This is a genomic window from Gluconobacter frateurii, assembly GCF_002723955.1.
In the GTDB taxonomy this organism is placed as follows: Bacteria; Pseudomonadota; Alphaproteobacteria; order Acetobacterales; family Acetobacteraceae; genus Gluconobacter; species Gluconobacter frateurii.
In genome coordinates this window covers 317356-338676 of the sequence record NZ_BEWN01000002.1, presented here as the reverse complement: position 1 = coordinate 338676, position 21321 = coordinate 317356, and the positions used below count along the sequence as shown (strand labels likewise).

20 protein-coding genes are annotated in these 21321 nt (G+C 55.9%); 9 read left to right on the top strand and 11 right to left on the bottom strand.

The genetic code is table 11. The features are described 5' to 3' along the window. Positions 1-4: 4 nt before the first annotated feature. From GFR01_RS15520 to GFR01_RS06960, 5 genes are all read right to left on the bottom strand, one after another. A complete protein-coding gene (locus GFR01_RS15520) occupies positions 5-184 on the bottom strand; it encodes a hypothetical protein (protein ID WP_145994560.1) in 180 nt (59 codons plus the stop codon). Beyond that, positions 171-1355 (bottom strand): glycosyltransferase family 4 protein, encoded by a 1185-nt coding sequence (locus GFR01_RS06975; protein WP_167384227.1) that lies wholly within the window; start codon positions 1353-1355, stop codon positions 171-173. Before GFR01_RS06975 ends, GFR01_RS15520 begins: the two co-directional genes overlap by 14 nt. A gap of 177 nt (positions 1356-1532) precedes the next feature. Beyond that, positions 1533-3755: a pyrroloquinoline quinone-dependent dehydrogenase gene (locus tag GFR01_RS06970; RefSeq protein ID WP_099181847.1), complete on the bottom strand. Its 2223-nt coding sequence runs from the start codon at positions 3753-3755 to the stop codon at positions 1533-1535. Then, positions 3755-4135, bottom strand: coding sequence for a glycerol dehydrogenase (locus GFR01_RS06965; protein ID WP_099181846.1), 381 nt, complete (start codon positions 4133-4135; stop codon positions 3755-3757). Before GFR01_RS06965 ends, GFR01_RS06970 begins: the two co-directional genes overlap by 1 nt. 151 nt (positions 4136-4286) lie before the next feature. After that, positions 4287-5405: a hypothetical protein gene (locus GFR01_RS06960; protein ID WP_174694678.1), complete on the bottom strand. Its 1119-nt coding sequence runs from the start codon at positions 5403-5405 to the stop codon at positions 4287-4289. A 236-nt stretch (positions 5406-5641) separates the two neighbouring features. On the opposite strand from GFR01_RS06960, the gene dnaK reads away from it, so the two are divergent. The 3 genes from dnaK (at position 5642) to GFR01_RS15515 (ending at position 9974) form a co-directional block, all read left to right on the top strand. After that, positions 5642-7543, top strand: coding sequence for a molecular chaperone DnaK (dnaK, locus tag GFR01_RS06955; RefSeq protein ID WP_099181844.1), 1902 nt, complete (start codon positions 5642-5644; stop codon positions 7541-7543). Positions 7544-7661: 118 nt separating this feature from the next. Beyond that, complete coding sequence (gene dnaJ, locus GFR01_RS06950; protein ID WP_099181843.1) at positions 7662-8780, top strand: molecular chaperone DnaJ; 1119 nt, start codon at positions 7662-7664, stop codon at positions 8778-8780. Between the two features lie 342 nt (positions 8781-9122). Continuing rightward, positions 9123-9974 (top strand): hypothetical protein, encoded by an 852-nt coding sequence (locus GFR01_RS15515; RefSeq protein ID WP_145994559.1) that lies wholly within the window; start codon positions 9123-9125, stop codon positions 9972-9974. Positions 9975-10062: 88 nt separating this feature from the next. On the opposite strand, the gene lldD is transcribed toward GFR01_RS15515, so the two are convergent. The 4 genes from lldD to GFR01_RS06925 all read right to left on the bottom strand — a co-directional run bounded on the left by lldD (position 10063) and on the right by GFR01_RS06925 (position 13496). Continuing rightward, on the bottom strand, positions 10063-11214 hold the full coding sequence (lldD, locus tag GFR01_RS06940) for an FMN-dependent L-lactate dehydrogenase LldD (RefSeq protein ID WP_099182126.1): 1152 nt from the start codon (positions 11212-11214) through the stop codon (positions 10063-10065). Positions 11215-11358: 144 nt separating this feature from the next. After that, positions 11359-11925, bottom strand: a complete 567-nt coding sequence (locus tag GFR01_RS06935; protein ID WP_099181841.1) for a histidine phosphatase family protein — start codon at positions 11923-11925, stop codon at positions 11359-11361. 68 nt (positions 11926-11993) lie between these two features. Continuing rightward, positions 11994-12890: a fructose bisphosphate aldolase gene (locus GFR01_RS06930; protein WP_063905611.1), complete on the bottom strand. Its 897-nt coding sequence runs from the start codon at positions 12888-12890 to the stop codon at positions 11994-11996. A gap of 135 nt (positions 12891-13025) precedes the next feature. Beyond that, complete coding sequence (locus GFR01_RS06925) at positions 13026-13496, bottom strand: Rrf2 family transcriptional regulator (protein WP_099181840.1); 471 nt, start codon at positions 13494-13496, stop codon at positions 13026-13028. A gap of 79 nt (positions 13497-13575) precedes the next feature. On the opposite strand from GFR01_RS06925, the gene GFR01_RS06920 reads away from it, so the two are divergent. Beyond that, complete coding sequence (locus GFR01_RS06920; RefSeq protein WP_099181839.1) at positions 13576-14751, top strand: globin domain-containing protein; 1176 nt, start codon at positions 13576-13578, stop codon at positions 14749-14751. Positions 14752-14754: 3 nt separating this feature from the next. Here the strand turns inward: GFR01_RS06920 and GFR01_RS06915 are convergent, their stop codons facing one another. Further along, on the bottom strand, positions 14755-15360 hold the full coding sequence (locus GFR01_RS06915; protein WP_099181838.1) for an FMN-dependent NADH-azoreductase: 606 nt from the start codon (positions 15358-15360) through the stop codon (positions 14755-14757). 92 nt (positions 15361-15452) lie between these two features. On the opposite strand from GFR01_RS06915, the gene GFR01_RS06910 reads away from it, so the two are divergent. Together GFR01_RS06910 and dapB are read left to right on the top strand one after the other, a co-directional pair. Further along, positions 15453-15833 carry a winged helix-turn-helix transcriptional regulator gene (locus GFR01_RS06910; RefSeq protein ID WP_099181837.1) on the top strand — a complete coding sequence of 127 codons (381 nt, stop codon included), beginning with the start codon at positions 15453-15455 and terminating at the stop codon, positions 15831-15833. Between the two features lie 45 nt (positions 15834-15878). After that, positions 15879-16625, top strand: a complete 747-nt coding sequence (gene dapB, locus GFR01_RS06905) for a 4-hydroxy-tetrahydrodipicolinate reductase (RefSeq protein ID WP_174694677.1) — start codon at positions 15879-15881, stop codon at positions 16623-16625. Between the two features lie 22 nt (positions 16626-16647). Here the strand turns inward: dapB and GFR01_RS06900 are convergent, their stop codons facing one another. Beyond that, positions 16648-17445, bottom strand: coding sequence for an SDR family NAD(P)-dependent oxidoreductase (locus tag GFR01_RS06900; RefSeq protein ID WP_099181835.1), 798 nt, complete (start codon positions 17443-17445; stop codon positions 16648-16650). Positions 17446-17731: 286 nt separating this feature from the next. Between GFR01_RS06900 and metK the strand changes: the two genes are divergently transcribed. Genes metK through GFR01_RS06885 form a run of 3 tightly spaced genes read left to right on the top strand, consistent with a single transcriptional unit; the run spans position 17732 to position 21298 of the window. Further along, complete coding sequence (gene metK, locus GFR01_RS06895) at positions 17732-18916, top strand: methionine adenosyltransferase (RefSeq protein ID WP_063905617.1); 1185 nt, start codon at positions 17732-17734, stop codon at positions 18914-18916. 4 nt (positions 18917-18920) lie between these two features. Continuing rightward, positions 18921-19616, top strand: a complete 696-nt coding sequence (gene trmB / locus GFR01_RS06890; RefSeq protein ID WP_082784536.1) for a tRNA (guanine(46)-N(7))-methyltransferase TrmB — start codon at positions 18921-18923, stop codon at positions 19614-19616. A gap of 41 nt (positions 19617-19657) precedes the next feature. Next, positions 19658-21298 carry an electron transfer flavoprotein-ubiquinone oxidoreductase gene (locus GFR01_RS06885; RefSeq protein ID WP_099181834.1) on the top strand — a complete coding sequence of 547 codons (1641 nt, stop codon included), beginning with the start codon at positions 19658-19660 and terminating at the stop codon, positions 21296-21298. The last annotated feature ends 23 nt before the right edge of the window (positions 21299-21321 follow it).

Genomic DNA, 21321 nt, shown 5'->3' with positions numbered 1-21321 from the left:
GAGCTCAGTTTTCTGAAGAGGACGAAGGCGTTGCCGGGCGGATACGCTGCTGCTGCTTGCGACGAAGCAGATTGGCTCGAAGGGCCTTGGCTTCCCGCTCTGCACGGGCATCCCGGGCAGCCTTGGCCTTGTCGGTCAGGTGAGCAGGCTGTTTATCGTTTTCGGGGTTGTCAGGTGTCATCATTCTGTCCATCGAAAGACGCTCGAAGGTGCGTTCCAAGCAACTCGTCATATACACCGAGCGTCGCGGACTGCATCTGCCGGATCGTATAATTCTGCAAGACGTGCTGACGGGCATTCTCGGCGAGGTAAGCCCGTGTCTCATCGTCAATCGACAGCGTAGCCGCGAGAGCGTTCGCAAGAGCCTGGGGATTGTCTGGCGGGACGACCAGACCCGTCTGCCCAGGAAGGACAGTCTCCATCATCGCACCCTGTGCAGTGCCAATCACAGGCTTTCCCATCATCTGGGCTTCGACGAGAGTGCGACCAAAAGGTTCTGGCCTTAGTGAGGGAGCGACTACAACCGTTGCCAGTGCACAGGCTGCAGGCATGTCCTGACAGGTTCCACCAAAACGGACACACTCTTCCAGCCCCAGTTCCTTTACACGCAGTCCCAGCGAGCGTGCGAATTTCCGGTCCGTTTCTGGGCCGGCAAGAACACAGATCCAGGGTTCAAGAGCTGTCTGCTTCAGGAGAGCCAAAGCCTCCACCAGAACGCCCTGCCCCTTCCATGCCGTCAGACGCGCAGGCATCAGAATGACATGGACACCATGCGGGATAGTCCATGTTTCGGCCAGCTTCTGGATCCGTTCACCTGAAATGCCTGCGGGATCGAAAATCCGTGAATCCGCACCACGGGGAATGGTGCGAAGACGATCTGCCTGAACGCCGTACTGCCCTGAAAGACGTCCGGCAATGTAGTGCGAAATGGCGATGACCCTTGCGCCCCTCGCGAGCACCGAATTGTAGAGTTTTTTGCCCCACCAGCCAGCCTCGTGGACTCCGTGCCACGTTGTCACAAAAGGAATATTCTCACGACGGCAAGCCAGCCATGCCGCCCATGCCGGAATACGGGACCGGGCATGAACCAGATCGACCTCTTGCTCCCGGATCAGCTTCTGAAGTTCACGCACACGGCGCCGAACGGAAACTGGCGATTTGGATTTGAGATCCAGTGGCACATGCACCGCCCCTGCGTGGCGAAGCTGTACGAGAAGCGGGCCAGTTTTCGAAGCAACAATCGCCCTACCGCCGGCCTGCGTAATGGCTGCGGCAATTTCAATAGCTCCCCTTTCCAGACCGCCCGTGCTGAGAGCTGGCAGAACCTGCAGGATGACGGGAGAGCGGGCAGTCATGGTGGGGTGACAAACCATTCTGAAAGTAAGAGCCAGACGAAACTCTCATGTCAGACCGACATCCATAGGAAAGAACCGGAAACGACAAAGGAGACTTCCATGCTTGGCTAGCACGAAAGTCTCCTTCTGACGATGGAGTGTGGCGGATATGCACGACGCATCCGCCACAGGACTTGGTTACTGTTTTACGGCATCCGGCAGCGCGTAAACCACGAGCTGGTCAGATACTGGCGTCATCATGAAGTGATGACCGCCCGCCATGATGGCGACGTACTGGTGGCCATTGGCTTCATACGTCATCGGATTGGCCTGACCGCCGCCAGGAAGGACTGCGCTCCAGACAACCTTACCAGTATGTTCGTCAATCGCGCGGATCTGGTTATCCGTTGCCGCCGCGATGAAGATCAGACCACCACCAGTCACGACCGACCCACCATTGTTCGGAGTGCCGATTTCCCATGGCAGACCCGTTGGCAGACCCCATGGACCATTAGCACGAGCAGTACCGAGCGGATGCTGCCAGAGTACCTTCTGACCGTGCTTCATGTCGATGGCCGTGATCATGCCATAAGGCGGCCGGTTACACATCATGCCCGTGTACTGATCCCAGAAAGGGGTCACGACGATACCGTACGGTGTTCCGTCCATGGCGCCGTTACCTTCGGCGCCGCCGCCGCCGGGCTTGAAGTTCGGGTCGTCGATCGGCATCAGGCCGAGCTTGTCAGCCTTCTTGCGGGTCACGAGCTGGTCGTACATCGGCGTGATGTTCCAGTTCGCAATCAGGATGCCGGACTGCGGGTCATAGGACATGGAGCCCCAGTCGCTGCCACCGTTATAGCCCGGATATTCAATCCATGGCTTATCGACGCTCGGCGGCGTAAACTCACCTACATAGTTCGCACGACGGAACTTGATGCGGCAGAAAAGCTGATCGATGGGGGACATACCCCACATGTCCGTCTCTTTCAGATCAGGCACGCGAAGAGCAGGCATCCCGACAGACCATGGCTGTGTCGGAGAACGTGGATCACCCGGGATAACGCCAGGAGACGGAGCGGGGCGTTCTTCAACCGGCAGGATCGGCTTGCCGGTACGACGGTCCAGCACGAAGGTCTGGCCACGCTTGGTCGGCATGATAAGAGCCGGAACCGTCTGACCATCCGGGCCAGGCATATCCATCAGGGTTGCCTGGGAACCGATGTCATAGTCCCAGACGTCCTTATGAGCAGTCTGGAAGACCCAGCGCGGAGACCCCGTCTTGACGTCAATGGCGACAACAGCAGAGGACACCTTGTTTTCAGCATCGCTACGCAGGGCGCTGTAATAATCAGCAGCGGAATTACCTGTCGGGACGTAAACGAGACCCTGCTCATTGTCGCCCGTCAGGGTGGCCCAGGAATTCGGCGTTCCACGGCTGTAATGGCGATTGCCCGTGGGCTGGCTGTGATCATCCGGATTGTTGACGTCCCAGGCCCAGACGAATTTGCCACTTTCAGCATCGTAACCACGGATCACACCCGATGGAGCCCACCGGCGCTGACCGTCCAGCACTTCGTGGTTCACGACCAGAACGCCATTGATGACCGGCGGAGGTGCCGTCATGGAAACGAAGCCCGGCACAGACTCACCAAGGCCCTGCATCAGGTTGACCTGACCACCATGACCGAAATTGGGGCAGAAATCCCCGGTTTCAGCATCTACTGCAATCAGGCGCATATCCAGCGTGCCTTCGATGAGGCGATTGTGGCAGGGCTGGCCTTCCGGAACGACGGAAGACGTGAAGTACGTCACGCCTTTACAGGCGGCCGTGTACGGAATGGAGTGGTATTTGACATCCACGTTCCGACGCCAGATCTGCTTGCCCGTAACCGGATCCAGCTTGATGATGTCGTTCATAGCGGAACACATGTAGAGGCCGTCACCCACCTTGATCGGCGTGGTTTCTGCGGCCCATTTATTCACCTGTCCCGGACGCGGATAACTGCCCGTGTGGTAAGTAAAGGCAACCTTGAGCTTGTCTGCGTTCTCAGGCGTGATTTCCGAAAGCGGAGAATATCGCGTCTGGTGATCATCACGCCCGTAAGCCACCCAGTCTTCGCGTGCAGGATTGGCGCTCTGCTGCGGAGCCATGGCCGGGACCTGCGAGGCATCGATCGACTCAATGTCCGGCAGATTGGCCGCGTTTACGCCGGGAGCCTGTGGGGCATAAGGCGATGGTCCAGAGAAATAACCCTGATTTTTTGGGGAGCTTTCGGTCGGTTCGCTCGCATTTCCTGGGCCAGGAACGGCCGCGGAAGGCGCCCCGCCTGACCCTGCGGGAGCGAACTGTGCGTGAGCAGCAAGCGGCGAACAGGCGAGAGCAAGTCCAGCGGCTGTTGCGAGAAGGTGAGACCGGCGCATCAGACGGCTCCTCTGAGAGTACGACGGCTTTCCATGCGACGCAGGACCGGGATGGTCAGGGCGACGAGAATGCCGAGGATGGTCGGGCCGAAAGCACGGGGCAGAAGGTCAACGGGGCTAAAACCGACTTCCCAGAGGGACCAGACCCAGGTGTAGGCCAGAGCAGCGAGATACAGGAATGCCCCGAGCGTGCGCCCCATGAGCATGAACACGCCACTGGCGACCAGCACGATGCCACAGAGGACATAGTAGGTTGAGCCGCCCAGCATCGCGAGGTCACCGCCCGCGATAACGAAGAACAGGCCCACGAGAAGGATGACGACCCCCAGAAGCAGCGTCAGCCACTCCGTAAGAGTCCTGTTGCCTTGAATATTTGGCATAACCGAATGCCTCCCAAACTGAATACTGGGGACGGTAAATCCATATTCAGTCCAGGTCCATAAAACTTCGTTTTGAAATGCCTTAACAAAGCCGTGTTCAAGGTAACAAAAATTTGTTCGGAACTATTTCTGGAGAGAATGTCTATTCTGTTTAGCCAGCTGGGATTGTGACGACCGCGCCACCAGTATGATTGGTCGCTGCCAGAGCGCTTAATACCTGCACCATTGTAAAAGCTAGCTTGCTCTGGAAATCTTTTTCATCAATCCAGAACCACATATCATTGTATTCGACGGCCGCATACCGCCGTTCAGGAACTTTGTGGCTTGAGTGAATGACTACTTCAGGACGGTTTTCAATGCCAACCTGACTAATGGTAGGAGGCGTACGCCCTGCTTTAATATCCTCTTCCGGAACCTCGACCTCATAAGCAAGCTGGGTCAGCATAGCGAGCATCGAGCGCGTCAGAATGGCAATCTGACCCGTGTGTTTTGGATAAGGTCCATAGACAATTTCCGCTTCCTCGACATGTGGATCGAGATGCAGAAGGCGTCGGACTTCCGCTTGGATAGCGAGCAAATTACTGTCCGACGTTGAGGACAGCACAAGATAGGAATGTTCCTGCTTACTCGCAGGGTCAGATTTAGAACCCTTTTTCTTGCCCGAATCATCCGAAGAAGGCGGCGGCGCATCCGTCGTAATACGAATGGTCATTGCTCCGGCAATCTGAAGCTGCCGAAGATCATGCAGGAGCAGATAAAATCGGACAGACCCGCCCCCAGCCCCGATACCCCGCACATTCGACAGTCCGTCGATGGACTGAGCCGTCAGGCGCAGAAGCGTATCGATAGGCAGCCCACCAAGGCTGAGTGGCATGATCACTGTGGGAGAAATCGGTCGAACGACATTTTCAGCATATTGCTCACCTGTCACCGGCTGATAGGTGAAGGTTGGACTTTCCCCTGCCGTCATGGTGCCAGTACCAAAAAGGTAATTACCGACCGCTGTGGCGGGATAGGCATAGAACCCACCACTCACGCTTTTTGAGACACTGTAGCCCGCAATGACCTGCGTTGTATCAAGGAATGTCGGCGGATCGGCGTAACGTAGCCGGACGATATTCAGAAGCATCTCGTGCTTCTGCGACTCACCGAGCGCACGCGAGTATTCCAGTTCATCCCGCTGGAGCCTGGATGGCCCTATCGGTCCGCAGGCGGAAAGACAGGTGAGTGCAGCCAGTATCGCGGCTCGGGAGGTCAGATGAATTTGCATGACTGCAAGCAAACTGAACCATTCCGCGCGTCAGCGGAAGCCACATCCTTACACCTCGTGCCACGGACGCGGATTTTTCATGAAAGATGTTGCTCTCAAGGCCTTGAAACACTTTGCAGCCCTGCCTAGATTTGAACACGGAAACACGAGCCTGTGAGGGTTCGGATTTGACGTCACAAGGGTTTGCCCCGGTGCCTGACAGGGCCGAGGTAAACCGCTGAAAGGACAGAAAGTACATGAGCAAAGTCATCGGTATTGACCTCGGCACGACCAACTCCTGCGTTGCAGTGCGTGAAGGCGACGAGACCCGCGTTATTGAAAACAGCGAAGGTGCACGCACGACGCCGTCCATGGTCGCATTCACCGAAAACGGTGAGCGTCTTGTCGGACAGGCCGCGAAGCGTCAGGCTGTTACAAACCCAACCAATACCCTGTATGCCGTCAAGCGTCTGATCGGCCGTCGTTATGACGACCCGACCGTCGCCAAGGACAAGGGCATGGTCCCTTACGAGATCGTCAAGGGCGACAACGGCGACGCATGGGTTCGCGCCCGTGGCGAAAATTACGCCCCGTCCCAGATTTCCGCATTCGTTCTCGGCAAGATGAAGGAAACGGCTGAGGCTTACCTCGGCGAGACGGTCACCCAGGCCGTCATCACGGTTCCGGCCTACTTCAACGATGCACAGCGTCAGGCAACGCGTGATGCCGGCAAGATTGCAGGCCTCGAAGTCCTGCGTATCATCAACGAGCCGACAGCTGCTGCGCTGGCTTACGGCCTTGGAAAGCGCGATTCCGGCACGGTGGCCGTGTATGACCTTGGTGGTGGTACGTTCGACGTTTCCATCCTTGAGATCTCTGATGGCGTGATCGAAGTGAAGTCCACGAACGGTGATACGTTCCTGGGCGGTGAAGACTTCGACAACCGCATCATCGACTTCCTGGCTGACGAGTTCAAGAAGGATCAGGGCATTGACCTGCGAGGTGACAAGCTCGCCCTGCAGCGCCTGAAGGAAGCCGCTGAGAAGGCCAAGATCGAGCTGTCTTCCTCCAAGGAAACAGAGATCAACCTGCCGTTCATCACGGCTGATGCATCCGGCCCGAAGCACCTTGTCGTCAAGCTGTCCCGCGCAAAGCTGGAAAGCCTGGTTGATGATCTGGTTCAGCGTACGCTTGGCCCATGCCGTTCGGCCATCAAGGATGCTGGCGTGTCCACGAGCGAGATCGACGAAGTCATTCTCGTTGGCGGTATGACCCGTATGCCGAAGGTCATTGAGACGGTTAAGGAATTCTTCGGTAAGGATCCGGCTCGCAACGTCAACCCTGACGAAGTGGTCGCTATCGGTGCAGCCGTTCAGGGCGCTGTCCTGAAGGGTGACGTGAAGGACGTTCTGCTCCTCGACGTGACGCCGCTGTCGCTGGGTATCGAAACGCTGGGTGGCGTGTTCACCCGTCTGATCGACCGCAACACGACGATCCCGACCAAGAAGAGCCAGACCTTCTCCACGGCTGAAGACAACCAGAACGCTGTGACCATCAAGGTCTATCAGGGCGAACGTGAGATGGCAGCCGATAACAAGCTGCTTGGCAACTTCGACCTGCAGGGCATTGCTCCGGCACCGCGTGGCGTTCCGCAGATCGAAGTCACGTTCGACATCGATGCCAACGGTATCGTCAACGTGTCCGCCAAGGACAAGGCGACGAACAAGGAACAGCAGATCAAGATCCAGGCTTCTGGCGGTCTGTCCGATGGTGACATCGATCGTATGGTCAAGGAAGCTGAAGCCAACGCTTCTGCCGACAAGGCCAAGCGTGAACTGGTTGAGCTGCGCAACAGCACCGAGAGCATGATCCACCAGACTGAGAAGTCTCTCACGGAAGGTGGCGACAAGGTTCCGGCGGCTGACAAGACTGAAGCTGAAGCTGCAATCGCAGCAGCTCGTGAAGCTCTGGGCGGCGACAACGCTGAAACGCTGAAGAGCGCCAGCGAGCGTCTGACGCAGGTTGCCATGAAGGTCGGTCAGGCCATGTATCAGGCAGAACAAGCCCAGCAGGGCAGTGAAGCTGCCGGTGCAGAAGCTAAGGACGAAAACGTTGTTGACGCCGACTTTGAAGACGTCGACGACAGCAAGAAGCACTGATCGGGTGACTTCCCCAGGTGGGGCTTCCCGCCCCACCTGACCTGTTTTCCGAAGGGCGCCCGTTCCCGCAAGGGGGTGGGCGCCGTTCTTGTTTCCGGCCCTCAGACAAGGACCGATCATGGCCACGAAGATCGACTATTACGAAAGCCTCGAAGTTTCGCGCACAGCGTCTGCGGATGAGCTGAAGAAAGCTTTCCGCAAGCAGGCCATGCGCTATCATCCGGATCGTAATCCGGGAGACGAAACAGCCGAGCTGAAATTCAAGGAAATCAACGAAGCCTACGAAGTCCTGAAGGACGATCAGAAGCATGCCGCCTTTGATGGTGGTATGGGCGGAATGGGTGGCGGCGGCGGTTTCGGCGGCTTTGGTGCCGGCGGACTGGGCGATATCTTTGACCAGATGTTTGGCGACATGATGGGCGGCCGCCGTGGCGGTGGACGTCGCACCGGCGCTGACGTTCAGGTTCAGGTCGAGATCAGCCTGACCGAAGCCTTCTCCGGCGTGACCAAGGATGTTGAAGTCCGGACGCGTGTTGCCTGTGAGTCCTGCCATGGGTCAGGCTCCGCGGACGCGGGCGGTGGCAGCACGACATGTGCAACCTGTCATGGTGCGGGCAAGGTTCGGGCTCAGCAGGGCTTCTTCCTTGTGGAACGCCCCTGCCCGACCTGTAACGGCTCTGGCCGTACAGTCCGCAATCCATGCAAATCCTGCCAGGGTTCCGGCACACAAGCCAAGACTGAGACGCTCAAGATCGAGATCCCGGCGGGCGTCGAAGACGGCACGCGTATCCGCATGGCCGGCCGCGGCGAGGCCGGTGGCGAAGGCGTACAGCCCGGCGATTTGTATGTGCATGTCGCGGTTCTGTCGCATGACATCTTCCAGCGTGATGGCGCCAATATCTACTGCCGCGTTCCGCTGCGCATGACGCAGGCTGCACTTGGGACGGAAGTGGAAGTGCCCGTCATTGATGGCAGCCGCAGCCGTGTCCGCATCCCGGCTGGAACGCAAACGGGCGAAACCTTCCGCCTTCGCGGCAAGGGCTTCTCTGTGCTGCGTTCCTCGGCCCGTGGTGACATGTATATTCAGGTTTCGGTGGAAACACCTCACCATCTAACCAAACGCCAGCGTGAACTTCTTGAAGAATTCGAGAAGGAAGCAGGAGACGATCACACCAAAGCCAGCCCCGAAAACAGCGGATTCTTTGCCAAGGTCCGTGATTTCTTCGAAGGTCGCTAATGACGGAAAAACCCCTCCCGAAACGGAGGGGTTTTTTTGACACAATTGCTAATGTCCTATCTTTTTTAAAGGGTCTTCTGCTTTCGCTGCCTTATAAAACACCCTTCTGAAAGAAGGATATTTACATTCTTCGTATTCCATACCTATTTTTCTCATTATAAGTGATTCTACAAAAGAATTACCTTTAATCCGACATGCAATAGTAATTTCCATCACCTCAATAAATAGACATATATCATAATAAAAAATCAAACATGAACAAAGTATAATTGAAAAATGCACAAACCTTATTAACATTACCTCATCAGTTTCAAGTCTAATTATAGAATTAGGAAAAACCACATGAACGATAATTTTTTAGTTGGTGATTTGATCCGGGCGAAGCAATCTGTTGTTGATGCAGCAACCTCAGAAATTTCCAGAAATACGCTAGGGCCATATTTTCTTCAACGGCGACCTGCCCTGGTATTAGGTTTTTATAGTGTTGGTTCTGGCTCTCGAAGAATTGCCTGGATCGCATATAAACGAAAAAATGGGAAATGGTATGAGTATGGCTGGCCTGTAGATCTCAGCAAATACGATTTAGTTTCCAGACCAGAGAAATCTTCAATTCTTAACCCATTTAAAACATGGGAAATACCTCCTGAACTGAAGCATATTACTCTAGTCCGATCAAAGAAATGTTTTTATAGCTTTCAGTGGGCTACTGGGACATCAACAACTGACCCCAATACACCTTTGATGTATCAACCATTGCCCATGTCAAATATTGATCTAGGTGCATATATTCGTCTTGCACTCTCTAAAGCCAGCGATCACACTTCTCAGAAAATAGACGGAAAATTGCCAGAAGATTATAGAAAACAAATTTCCCAACAAACAAATGAAAATGGAAAAATCATACGGGAAGAGCTTTGTGAAAAATACAAACTCGAATCTACCAAGCTACTTTCTTCTCGGTCAATAATTCACATCTATCAATTATTTGATTGCTACCGGTTGCATCCTTCTGTTCAATACGGGGGGAGTGATACCTTCGTTTCCATAAACGACAGCGATGAAAATTTGGGAATAGCGACATTACAAATGCTCGATAGGCCCTACATGGCTGAGAAAAAATATTGCGAGAAATATTCGTATTTTTCAAATATTATGCCTTATCTTGAACAGACCATTATCGATGCAGATTTTTAAGAAGATTTTTTTCAAAAGAAATACTGAGTTGTAAGAAGTATGATTTGGAACAACTCAGTAATCTAGACCACAATTAACAGAAAAAAATTCAACCAAATTCCGGAGCCAGACGCGCCAAGCTTTCTGACGTCAGATCTGAAATAGCACTCGCACCCGTAAGGGTCATGGCGACGCGAAGCTCCTTCTCCATAATGTCGAGCAGGTTCTCCACGCCCTTCTGCCCACCCGCAGCGAGAGCGTAGACAAAGGCACGGCCAAGCAGAACGGCGTCCGCCCCCATTGCAACCATTCGGGCGATATCCAGCCCCGATCTAATGCCGGAATCTGCCAGAATTTTCAGCTCTCCTTTAACGGCCTCTGCTATCGGCGGGAGTGCGCGGGCGCTTGAGAGCACACCGTCCAACTGACGGCCACCATGGTTGGAGACAACGATCCCATCAGCACCGAACCGGACCGCATCTTTGGCATCTTTGGGGTCGAGAATACCTTTGATGACCATGGGGCCGTCCCAGTAGTCACGGATCCATTCCAGATCTTTCCAACTGATGGACGGGTCGAAATTATTGGCGAGCCAGCCGATATAATCTTCGAGCTTGGTCGGATTACCCCGATAGCGGGAGATATTGCCCAAATCATGCGGCCTGCCACGCACGCCAACATCCCAGGCCCAGATGGGATGCGTCATAGCCTGCACGTAACGCCGGATCGCTGCGTTCGGACCGGACATCCCTGAGTGCGCATCGCGATAACGGGCTCCCGGCGTTGGCATATCTACCGTAAAGACCAGTGTGGTAATGCCAGCGGCTTTAGCGCGTTCCAAGGCGTTCTTCATGAAGCCCCGATCTTTCAGCACGTAAAGCTGGAACCAGATGGGAACAGGGCTACGTCCCTGAACTTCTTCAATCGGGCAGACCGAGACGGTCGACAGGGTGAAAGGAATGCCCTTTCTTGCCGCCGCGCGGGCAGCCTGTACCTCACCTCTGCGCGCATACATACCTGTCAGGCCAACGGGAGCCAGAGCGGCAGGAATATTGAGTTTGCGCCCGAACAGTTCCGTACCTGTGTTAAGAGCGGAGACGTTTTTCAGAATGCGCTGACGCAGGGCAATATCGGCCAGATCCGAGATATTCCGGCGCATTGTCTGTTCTGCGTAGGACCCGCCATCAATGTATTGGAACAGAAAAGGGGGCAGGCGACGGCGGGCTGCTTCTCTGTAATCCGTTGCGGAAGAAATAATCATGAACAGCTCCACCATCATTAACTGCTCTTGATGACAGGGAGGCTGTCTGCCTACCCAATACCAGCCAAGAGACGATCCTGCGCCCTGACACTAAGACGCAAAACGCCATCCGCACAGGGAGCACGAAAAATTTCAGACGGGTTTTCAGGTATTCAGTTTACGCAGCACCTGGGCGTTACGCTGAAAGCCCAGAACAGAGACAGACGCTGTATCAAGGAGAATATTCTCGCCCAGACGGACGTCATTGCTCATCCACATACTGATGAGGCTGCGCAGGATGTGACCATGCGCAAACAGAGCAATCGTACCCTGCTGCGTCAGAAGGCGATCAAGCAGACGCCCAACCCTTGTTCGAACCTGTTCCGCATTTTCTCCGTTCTGGACATCGGATGTCCATAAGGACCAGTCCGGTTCGGCCTTGAGAATATCAGCGGAGGTTCGCCCCTCATAAACGCCGTAATCCCATTCCGTGAGGTCAGGCTCCATCTGGGCCTGAGCACCAAACCCAGCCAGTTCGCAGGTTTCACGAGCGCGTTGAAGAGGACTGCAAAACACTTGATCGAATGTCTGATCTGCGAGACGCGATTTCAGGGCGCGTGCCTGTTCCCGACCATTTTCTGTGAGGGGAATGTCCGTTCGGCCTGTGTGCTGGCCGCTGACGGTCCAGTCCGTTTCACCATGCCGGATGAGCCAGAGCGTGGGCGTGTTCATATCCCGTATCCTTCAGGCTTTTCGGAAAACGAAAAGAGGCCTGTACTGACGCAGGCCTCTGGACTGCTTCAGGCCTTGTTGACCGAAGCGTCGTAAATCCGGTCCACTACTTTGCTCAGGATCGCATTGAACTCCTGATCGGACTGGGACACGCGCAGATCGTCCACGAGCGCACGGGAGAAACTGGCGATCATGCCGTGATTGGCCTTAAGCTTCTGGCAGGCCTGATCCAGCGGATAACCACCTGACAGGGCGACGACACGCTGCATCCGGGGGTGCTTCATCAGGTCTGCATACAGGTCTGCCTTTTCAGGGATCGTGACCTTCAGCATGATCGGATAATCACCAGGCAGCGCATCCAGACCAAGGGCCAGTTCCTTAGCGAGAATGGCCTCAGCCTCTGCTTTCTCAGGACTTTTCACGAGGACCTCGGGCTCCATAATGGGAACCAGGCCATGAGACGCAACCTGAGCGGCAATATCGTACTGCTGCTGAACGATCGCCTTGATCGCTCCGGGATTGGCCAGACGGATCACTGACCGTTCCTTGGTTCCGTACACGCCCAGTTTGGCCGCACGCTCCAGAAGAGTATCCAGACCGGGAATGGGCTTCATCAACTGAGCGCCATCCTTTTCCTCTTCCAGGCCTTTGTCGATCTTCAGGAACGGGACAATGCCGCAGTTTTTCCACAGATAGGTTGGAACAGGGACATCTCCGACCGTGCCATCCATGGTTTTCTCAAACAGGATTGCGGCCAGAACCTCATGACTCTGAAAAGCTGGAGACGTGATAATCCGGACCCGCATTTCGTGCATCAGTCGGAACATGTCTGCGTCATTGGAATAGGCATCGGGGCCAATGCCATATTGTGCGAGAGCTTTGGGCGTTGATCCGCCGCTTTGATCGAGGGCGGCAATAAAACCAGGTTTCTTTGAGACCTGCTCAGCCATTGTTGCATCAGGCATGAACGTCACATCCTTTTCTTCAGTCTGCTGACCAGAAGTAACGGCTGACCTTCGCGCGGGATGTCGAACTCTTCCAATCACATTGCACGGATTAGGGACATGACATGCATTCGTTCAGACGGACTGAAAGCGAAGTCAGTCTCTTTCCGAATTGCCCGACAAAGGCTGTGTAAGTTCCGGGAACAACCGCGCCAGATCAGCAGGCTGCAAAAGGTCTGCAAGGGTATAGCGGTCCAAAACTGTTAAAAATGCACCGAGTGCTTCACCCAGCACGCTGCGCAGATGACAGGATGGAGACAGAATACAGGCACGATTCCCGGCGGAGCGCCCTTCACAATCCACCAGCATCATGTCGTCCTCCGTGAAGCGAACGACCTCTCCTATTCCGATTTCCTGCGCCGGCCGGCCCAGCGTCAGACCGCCACCACGGCCGCGTGTGGTTGTGATGAACTGTCCCTGCCCCAAACGGTGCACCACCTTCACGAGATGGTTCTCTGAAATCCCGTAAGCCTGCGCAATGTCACGGATGGAAACACGCACGGAAGGGCGACCGCCCAGATAAAGCAGGGTCCGCAGTGCATAGTCAGTGTGAAGGGTCAGCCGCATACGAGTCCTCTGGCAGATTGACGAGGCGAAGTCACGTGCCTAAAGATGTATTTGTTATACACCTTTAAGAAGACCCATCATGTCCTCTTCAGACCGCAGCCTTACTCCAGACGTTATCGCCATCATCAAGGCGACCATTCCTGCGTTGGAAGCGCACGGGCTCGACATCACGACCGAAATGTATCGTCGTTTGCTGGCAGACCCTGCCATTGCGGAAATGTTTGACCCGACCCATCAATCCAAAGGAACGCAGCCCCGCGCTCTGGCCATGGCTGTTCTGGCGTATGCAAAGAACATCGATAATCTTGGCGTTCTTGGAGGGGCTGTAGAGCGCATTGCTCAAAAGCATGTCAGTCTGGAAATCCTGCCCGAACATTATCCCCATGTCGCAACGGCGCTTATTGGCGCCATTCAGCATGTTCTGGGCGGTGCCGCGACCCCGGCGATTCTGGATGCCTGGGGCCGAGCCTACTGGGCTCTGGCCGATATTCTAATCGGTCGCGAGCATCAGCTTTACGATACGAGCGCTCAGGCTGATGGGGGCTGGACGGGGTGGCGCTCTTTCAAGATCGCTCAGGCCCATCAGGAATGTGAGAACGTGACAACGCTCGAACTCAAGCCTGTAGATGGCAAGAGCGTTATTCGGGCTGTTCCCGGCCAGTATCTGGGCGTGGATCTGGATATCCCGGACTATGGCCAGACGCGGCGCAATTACAGCATCACGTCGAAGCCGGGTCACGACGGTTACACTATCAGTGTTCGGCATGTGCCAAACGGTGTCGTCTCAACGTGGCTCAACAGCGCAGACAATGTAGGGCATGAGATCCGCCTGTCACCCCCCGCTGGCGGGTTCGTCCTACCCGAAAAGATTGAAACGCCTGTCGCGTTCATCTGCGCTGGAATCGGGATCACACCCATGATCGGCATGATCGAATCCCTGGCGGGAAAGACAGATGCAACACCGGTCAGCGTTATTCAGATCGCGCATTCTGCGGAGGCAGCACCTTTTTCCAAGAAACTGCGTGAGCTTGCAGACACTTCAGGAAACATCAGCCTGCACACGCGTCTGACGTCCGTAGAAGGTCGGCCGGACGCAAACTGGATTACGTCTCATATTCCAGAGAACGCAGCCTGTTATCTCTGTGGTCCGACCGGCTTCATGCGCGAGATGGTGCAGTCTCTTCCAAAAGCCGGTGTTCCAGTCGAACGTCTGCGTTACGAGACGTTCGGACCGGACACCGGCGTTACGGATTAAACCTCAAAGAGCAGCGATGGCGCTCTCTGCTTCCGCAAGGATACGAGGGCGATCATTGCCACCATTCGTGGCCAGACCTTCGGCCTCGATGACCTTGATATCCGTAATTCCAAGGAAACCAAGAACAGCCTTGATGTAGGTCACCTGATGCTCGAAAATGGCTTGTGGCGTTCCTTCCGAGTAGATGCCGCCACGGGCACCAGCAATTACGACCGTCTTGCCACCGGCAAGCCCTTCAATACCATTCGCACCATAGCGGAATGTCTGACCCGCGATCGCAATACGATCGATCCAGGCCTTGAGCTGGCTGGGAATGCCAAAGTTGTACATTGGTACGCCAAGCACGAGGACGTCAGCCGCCTTAAAATCAGCCAGAGCTTTTGCCCCTGCCACAAGCACAGGGTTGGACGCTGCGTCGCCTGTCAGTTCCTTCCCCAGAAAAGACAGCGATTCGCCATCCAGATGCGGGAGCGGTTCAACGGCCAGATCAAGGGACGTCACTTCCAGGTCCGGATGTTTCTGGCGATAGCGATCGACAATGGCGACGCTGAGCTGACGGGTGGCGGAAAAACCGCCGAGAATGCTGGAGTCGATATGAAGCAGTTTCATCTTTTCTCTTCCGGTTCCTGATCGTAACCAGCACAAGATAAGAAACCTTTCTCATACCTCCGCAAGACGGCACATTCAGGGATCATAGGCACATGGATGTTAGTACCCTTCCCCCTCCTGTCACGCATGAGAGCGATACATGCGCTGTTGTCCGCGCCATTCTGGCGCGCGTGGGAGACAAATGGAGCATCCTGATCGTTCGGATGCTGGGTGATGGCTCCATGCGTTTCAGCGAACTCCGTCGATCCATTGAGGGAATTTCCCAACGCATGCTGACCTTGACGCTGCGGAATCTGGAACGCGACGGGCTGGTGGAACGCACCGTTACCCCCACCACGCCACCCCGCGTGGATTATGAACTGACGGATCTCGGGCGATCTCTGCAAAGCATTACTGAAGCCTTTGGCCGATGGGCCGTCACGCATCGGGATCAGATCGAAAACGCGCGCATCCGTTTTGACGCGCGCCAATAATCCCCTAGGTTGCAGCCAATAGTTTCTGACGGTCAGGCACAGATTATGACGACTCTTCCCCGGATTGGTATTGCTGGCATTACAGGCCGACTAGGCTCTCTCTGTGCTGAAGAAGTGGGTGTCTCTCTTGCAGGTGGCCTTGCCCGACATTCCGATGACGGTCGGAACATCACGACCAATCCGGCCGATCTCGCCAAGATCTGCGACGTTGTGATCGACGTCAGTCACGCTTCGACCGTGCAGGCCCATGCCAAAGCTTTTGCTGCCGCAGGATGTCCGTGGGTTCTTGGAACGACAGGTCTAAATTCGGAAGATCAGGCTGCGGTCGACGAGGCCGCAAAGCATATCCCGGTTCTTCAGGCAGCCAATTTCTCTCCAGCCCTTACGCTCTTTCTGGAACTCGCAAAACAGCTTGGCGCGGGCCTGCCGGGATATGACGCGGAAATTGTGGAAGTGCACCATCGCCAGAAGGTTGATGCTCCGTCTGGCACAGCCCTTGCGATTGGGCGAGCTGTCGCGGAAGGGCGAAACGTAGCCCTTGAGGATGTCATGCGCCTCGATCAGAATGGCGCTCGCCCGGATGGCACCATTGGCTTTGCTTCCCTGCGCGGCGGCCAGATCGTGGGGGAACACGACCTGATGTTCATGGCAGCAGACGAACAGATCACTCTGTCTCACCGCGCCCTCGACCGCAGGGTCTTTGCCCGGGGTGCCGTCATGGCAGCCCGATGGCTCGCACAGCAGCCACCGGGTTTGTACGGCATGGCAGACGTGTTTCGCCGGACGGTTTGATCATCCGGCGAAGATCAGGCTTTCAGCCGCCGGAAATTTCCAGATTCACACCTGTCATGAAGCTGGAATCGTCTCCGAGAAGGAAAGCCACGACACCCGGGATCTCACTGATATCTCCATAACGACGCATCGGGATGCTACCGATCATCTGTTTGGAGACTTCTTCCGGATTAGTTGAGAAATACTGCGTATTGGCCTTGGCCTGCAATTCAACCTGCCGGTCCCACATGAAGCCCGGCCCCATGTAACCCGGGCTGATCGCATTAACGCGGATGTTGTAAGGTGCGAGGTCGAGAGCTGCCGTTTCGGTCAAGGCAATGATTGCGCCCTTGGATGCGCCATAAGCCGCCATGTTTGGTGGCCCTTTTACGCCTGCCATGCTGGCTGTATTCACGACCCGTCCATAGCCGTTTTCAATCATGTGCCGGGAAACTGCTTTCAGAACATGAAAAGCACCCGTGACGTTGATATTCAGCACACGGGGGAAATCTTCTGCCGGGTAATCCTGAATCGGCGCAAAAGCGCCCTGATACCCGGCATTGTTGAAGAGAAAATCGATTTTCCCAAAATCTTCAACAACCTGACTAACAACATCATTGACCGAAGCTTCAGACGTCACGTCACAGAGATACGACTCTGCCTTCACACCTTTCTCGCGGACAGCGGCCTGTGCTTTCGCCAACGCTTCCGAATTCATGTCCAGAAGAGCAATGTCTGTCCCCATTTCTGCGAGACGCAGCGCAGTGGCGAGACCGATATTGCCTCCAGCACCCGTTACAAGACAGGATTTACCGCTAAAGAAACTAACCACGTATGCCATTTGTACCTCATCGAGATGTGGCGCTTTCGCACTCCCCATACATACCGGCATACTGTCTGACCGTCTGCACCTTATTTTCACTATTATTTACCGTGAAAATATGTCTGATTTTACGTATTTTATACAATTACTTATGCAGATATCGCGCAGAAAAAATAACCAACCATTCCCTAGGCACTTGACCCCTGCGTGCAATTCCGCCAAGCCGTGCCTTCCTGAATGCTGCAGTCTGTCCGTCATGGCGCCTGCGGCCCTTTTCACCACTCATTCCCTGCGAGGTCCCTGAGTGCGCAATCACGGCGATTTCCTGTTCACCTCTGAATCTGTTTCCGAGGGCCATCCCGACAAGGTGGCAGACCGTATCTCCGACACCGTCCTGGACGCTTATCTTGAAGCCGATCCGGAAGCCCGCGTTGCCTGTGAAACGCTGGTCACGACGAACCGTGTCATCCTGGCCGGTGAAGTCCGTGGCCCGAAGGCTGTCGAAGACACGCTGATCGACCGCGCACGCGAGGCCATCAAGGACATTGGCTACGACCAGGCAGGTTTCTCCTGGAAGAACGCCGAGATCACGTCTTACCTGCACGCACAGTCCGCTGATATCGCCCAGGGCGTTGACAGCGGCAGCGACAAGGACGAAGGCGCTGGCGATCAGGGCATCATGTTCGGCTTCGCAACACGCGAAACCGAAAACCTGATGCCGGCTCCGCTGTTCTACGCCCAGACAATCCTTGAGCGTATCCGCGACTACCGCAAGAACGGCGATGCCCGCGGTGCAGGCCTTCTTCCGGACGCGAAGAGCCAGGTCACGCTGCGTTATGTCGATGGCAAGCCGGTTGGCGTGACGTCTGTCGTGATTTCCACGCAGCACGCTGAAGGCATGAGCCAGAACACGATCCGCGAAACGCTGCGCGGCGTCGTCAATGACGTTCTGCCGAATGGCTGGAGCTGCCCGGAAGACGAGTTCTATGTGAACCCGACCGGCAACTTCGTCATTGGTGGCCCGGATGGTGATGCTGGTCTGACAGGTCGTAAGATCATCGTGGACACATACGGTGGTGCAGCCCCTCATGGTGGTGGCGCATTCTCCGGCAAGGACCCCACGAAGGTTGACCGTTCGGCTGCTTATGCTGCGCGTTACCTTGCCAAGAACGTTGTTGCTGCTGGCTTGGCAGATCGCTGCACGATCCAGCTCAGCTACGCCATCGGCGTTTCCAAGCCGCTTTCGGTCTATGTGGACCTCGACGGCACAGGCAAGGACATCGACGAAGCACGCCTCGGCCTGCTCCTCAATGAAGTTGTGGATCTGTCCCCGCGCGGCATCCGCAAGCATCTGCGCCTGAACCGCCCGATCTATGTTCCGACGTCCGCCTATGGTCACTTCGGCCGCGTGCCGAATGCTGCTCTGGACAACTTCACCTGGGAACAGACGGATCTGGTTGACACCCTCCGCAACGCACTGAACAGGTAAGCCCCTGACACAGTCTCTCAAACCCCAGCCGGAGCGGCTTTACGGCCGCCAGCGCGGCCACCCGCTCCGGGCAAGGCAGCAGCATCTTCTTGAAGAAACGCTGCCGCGCTTTACTTTTGCGTCTGCGGAAAACCCGACTGCCGGGTTTTCCTCGCCGGTCTCACGCGTCTTTCTTGAAATCGGATTTGGCGGCGGTGAACACGCAGCAGCCCAGTCTGAAATGAACCCGGATGTCGGGTACATTGCCTCAGAGGTTTTCGAGAACGGCCTGTGCTCCCTGATGTCGCGCCTTGTGCCGGATGGTCAGGAAGATACAGCCCAACCACCCGAGCATTTCCGCATCTGGCCAGAAGACGCCCGTCTTCTGCTTAAGGATATGCCCGACGGTTGCCTTGACCGCGCTTATCTGATGTTCCCGGACCCATGGCCGAAATCCCGCCATGCAAAGCGTCGCTTTGTGCATCCAGAGAACCTTCGGGAACTTCATCGCGTTCTTAAGCCCGGCGCCATCTGGCGTGTGGCAAGCGATCATCCCGTTTACCAGGACTGGGTGATCGAAGTGATGGGCAAGCAGGATCTGTTTGATGCTCCCCCTCCGGAGACGGAACGTCCCGAAGGATGGTCTCCAACCCGATATGAGGCAAAAGCCTTCCGGGAAGGACGACAGCCCTTCTACTGGACCTTTACCCGGCGCCCTTGAGGCGCCGTCCCTTTATCTGACTACAGTGAGTTCCTGACATCATGACCCAGATCGAACGCGAAGAAATGGAATTCGATGTCGTGGTGGTCGGTGGTGGCCCCGCCGGTCTGTCCGCGGCGATCCGCCTGCGACAGATTGCGCCGGACGCGTCGGTATGTCTGATCGAAAAGGGTAGCGAGATCGGTGCGCACATCGTCTCGGGTGCCGTCATCGAGCCGCGTTCGCTTGAGGAACTCCTGCCAGACTGGCGCTCTCTTGGTGCGCCACTGAACACGGAAGTCACGGAAGAGCGCATGCTTTTCCTGACTGAAAAGCGCGCCTTTCAGATTCCTTATCTGGATCGCGTCATGCCCCATATGGCGAACCACGGAAATTATGTGGTGTCCCTTGGGGAAGTCTGTCGCTGGCTGGGTGAACAGGCCGAAACACTTGGTGTCGAGATCTATCCCGGGTTTGCAGGTGCTGAACTGTTCATCGAAAACAATCGCGTTGCCGGCGTCATTACGGGCGATATGGGCATCGAGCGCGATGGCACGCATGGTCCCAACTTCACGCCCGGCATGATCCTTCGTGCCAAGCAGACGATCCTGACCGAAGGGGCACGCGGTTCCCTGAGCGCCCATGCCATGAAGCGTTTCGGTCTACGCAAAGGTGTCGATACCCAGACTTACGGCCTCGGCATCAAGGAAGTCTGGGAGATCCCCAAGGAGAAGCATCGTCCCGGACTCGTGCAGCACAGTTTTGGCTGGCCGCTGGATGACCACACCTATGGTGGCGCATGGCTCTATCATTTCGGAGAAAATCTGGTCAGCTATGGCTTTGTGACCGGCCTGGACTACAGCAACACTTACCTTTCACCCTTCGAGGAAATGCAGCGCACAAAGTTGCACCCGGCTTTCCGGGAACACTTCGAGGGCGGCAAACGCCTGATCTATGGCGCACGTGCACTCTCCGAAGGTGGCCTTCAGTCCATTCCTCGCCTGACATTCCCCGGTGGCGTTCTGGCTGGTGACTCGGCAGGCTTCCTGAACGTTCCCAAGATCAAGGGAACGCACACAGCAATGAAATCCGGCATGTTGGCCGCCGAAGCTGTGGCCGAAGCGCTCCAGACCGAACGGGCTGAAGCATCAAGCCTGACAGAACGCGTACGCAACTCCTGGCTCTGGTCCGAGCTGCGCGATGTCCGCAATATCCGTCCGGCTTTCGCCAAATGGGGCATGAAGGCTGGCGCGCTCTACGCGGGCATCGACAGCATGATCCTGCGTGGCCGCGCCCCTTGGACACTGCATCATCCGCATGCCGACAATGAGACGCTACGTCCATCAGCACTTTGCGAGCAGATCGATTATCCAAAGCCAGACAACGTCCTGACCTTCGATCGCGTCAGCTCGGTTTTCCTCAGCGCCACCAACCACGAGGAAAACCAGCCTGTCCATCTGAAGCTGCGGAATGAGGCCATCTGGCGCACCGTCAACCATGACGTCTTTGATTCGCCGGAAAGCCGCTACTGTCCGGCCGGCGTCTACGAGCAGGAAAAAAGCGGGGAAAATGAGTGGTCCCTGCGCATCAATGCGCAGAACTGCGTCCATTGCAAAACCTGCGATATTAAGGACCCGACGCAGAATATCGAATGGTGCACGCCAGAAGGCAGCGGCGGCCCGAACTACCCTGTCGGGATGTAATTCTTCCAAACAGACGGGCCGCT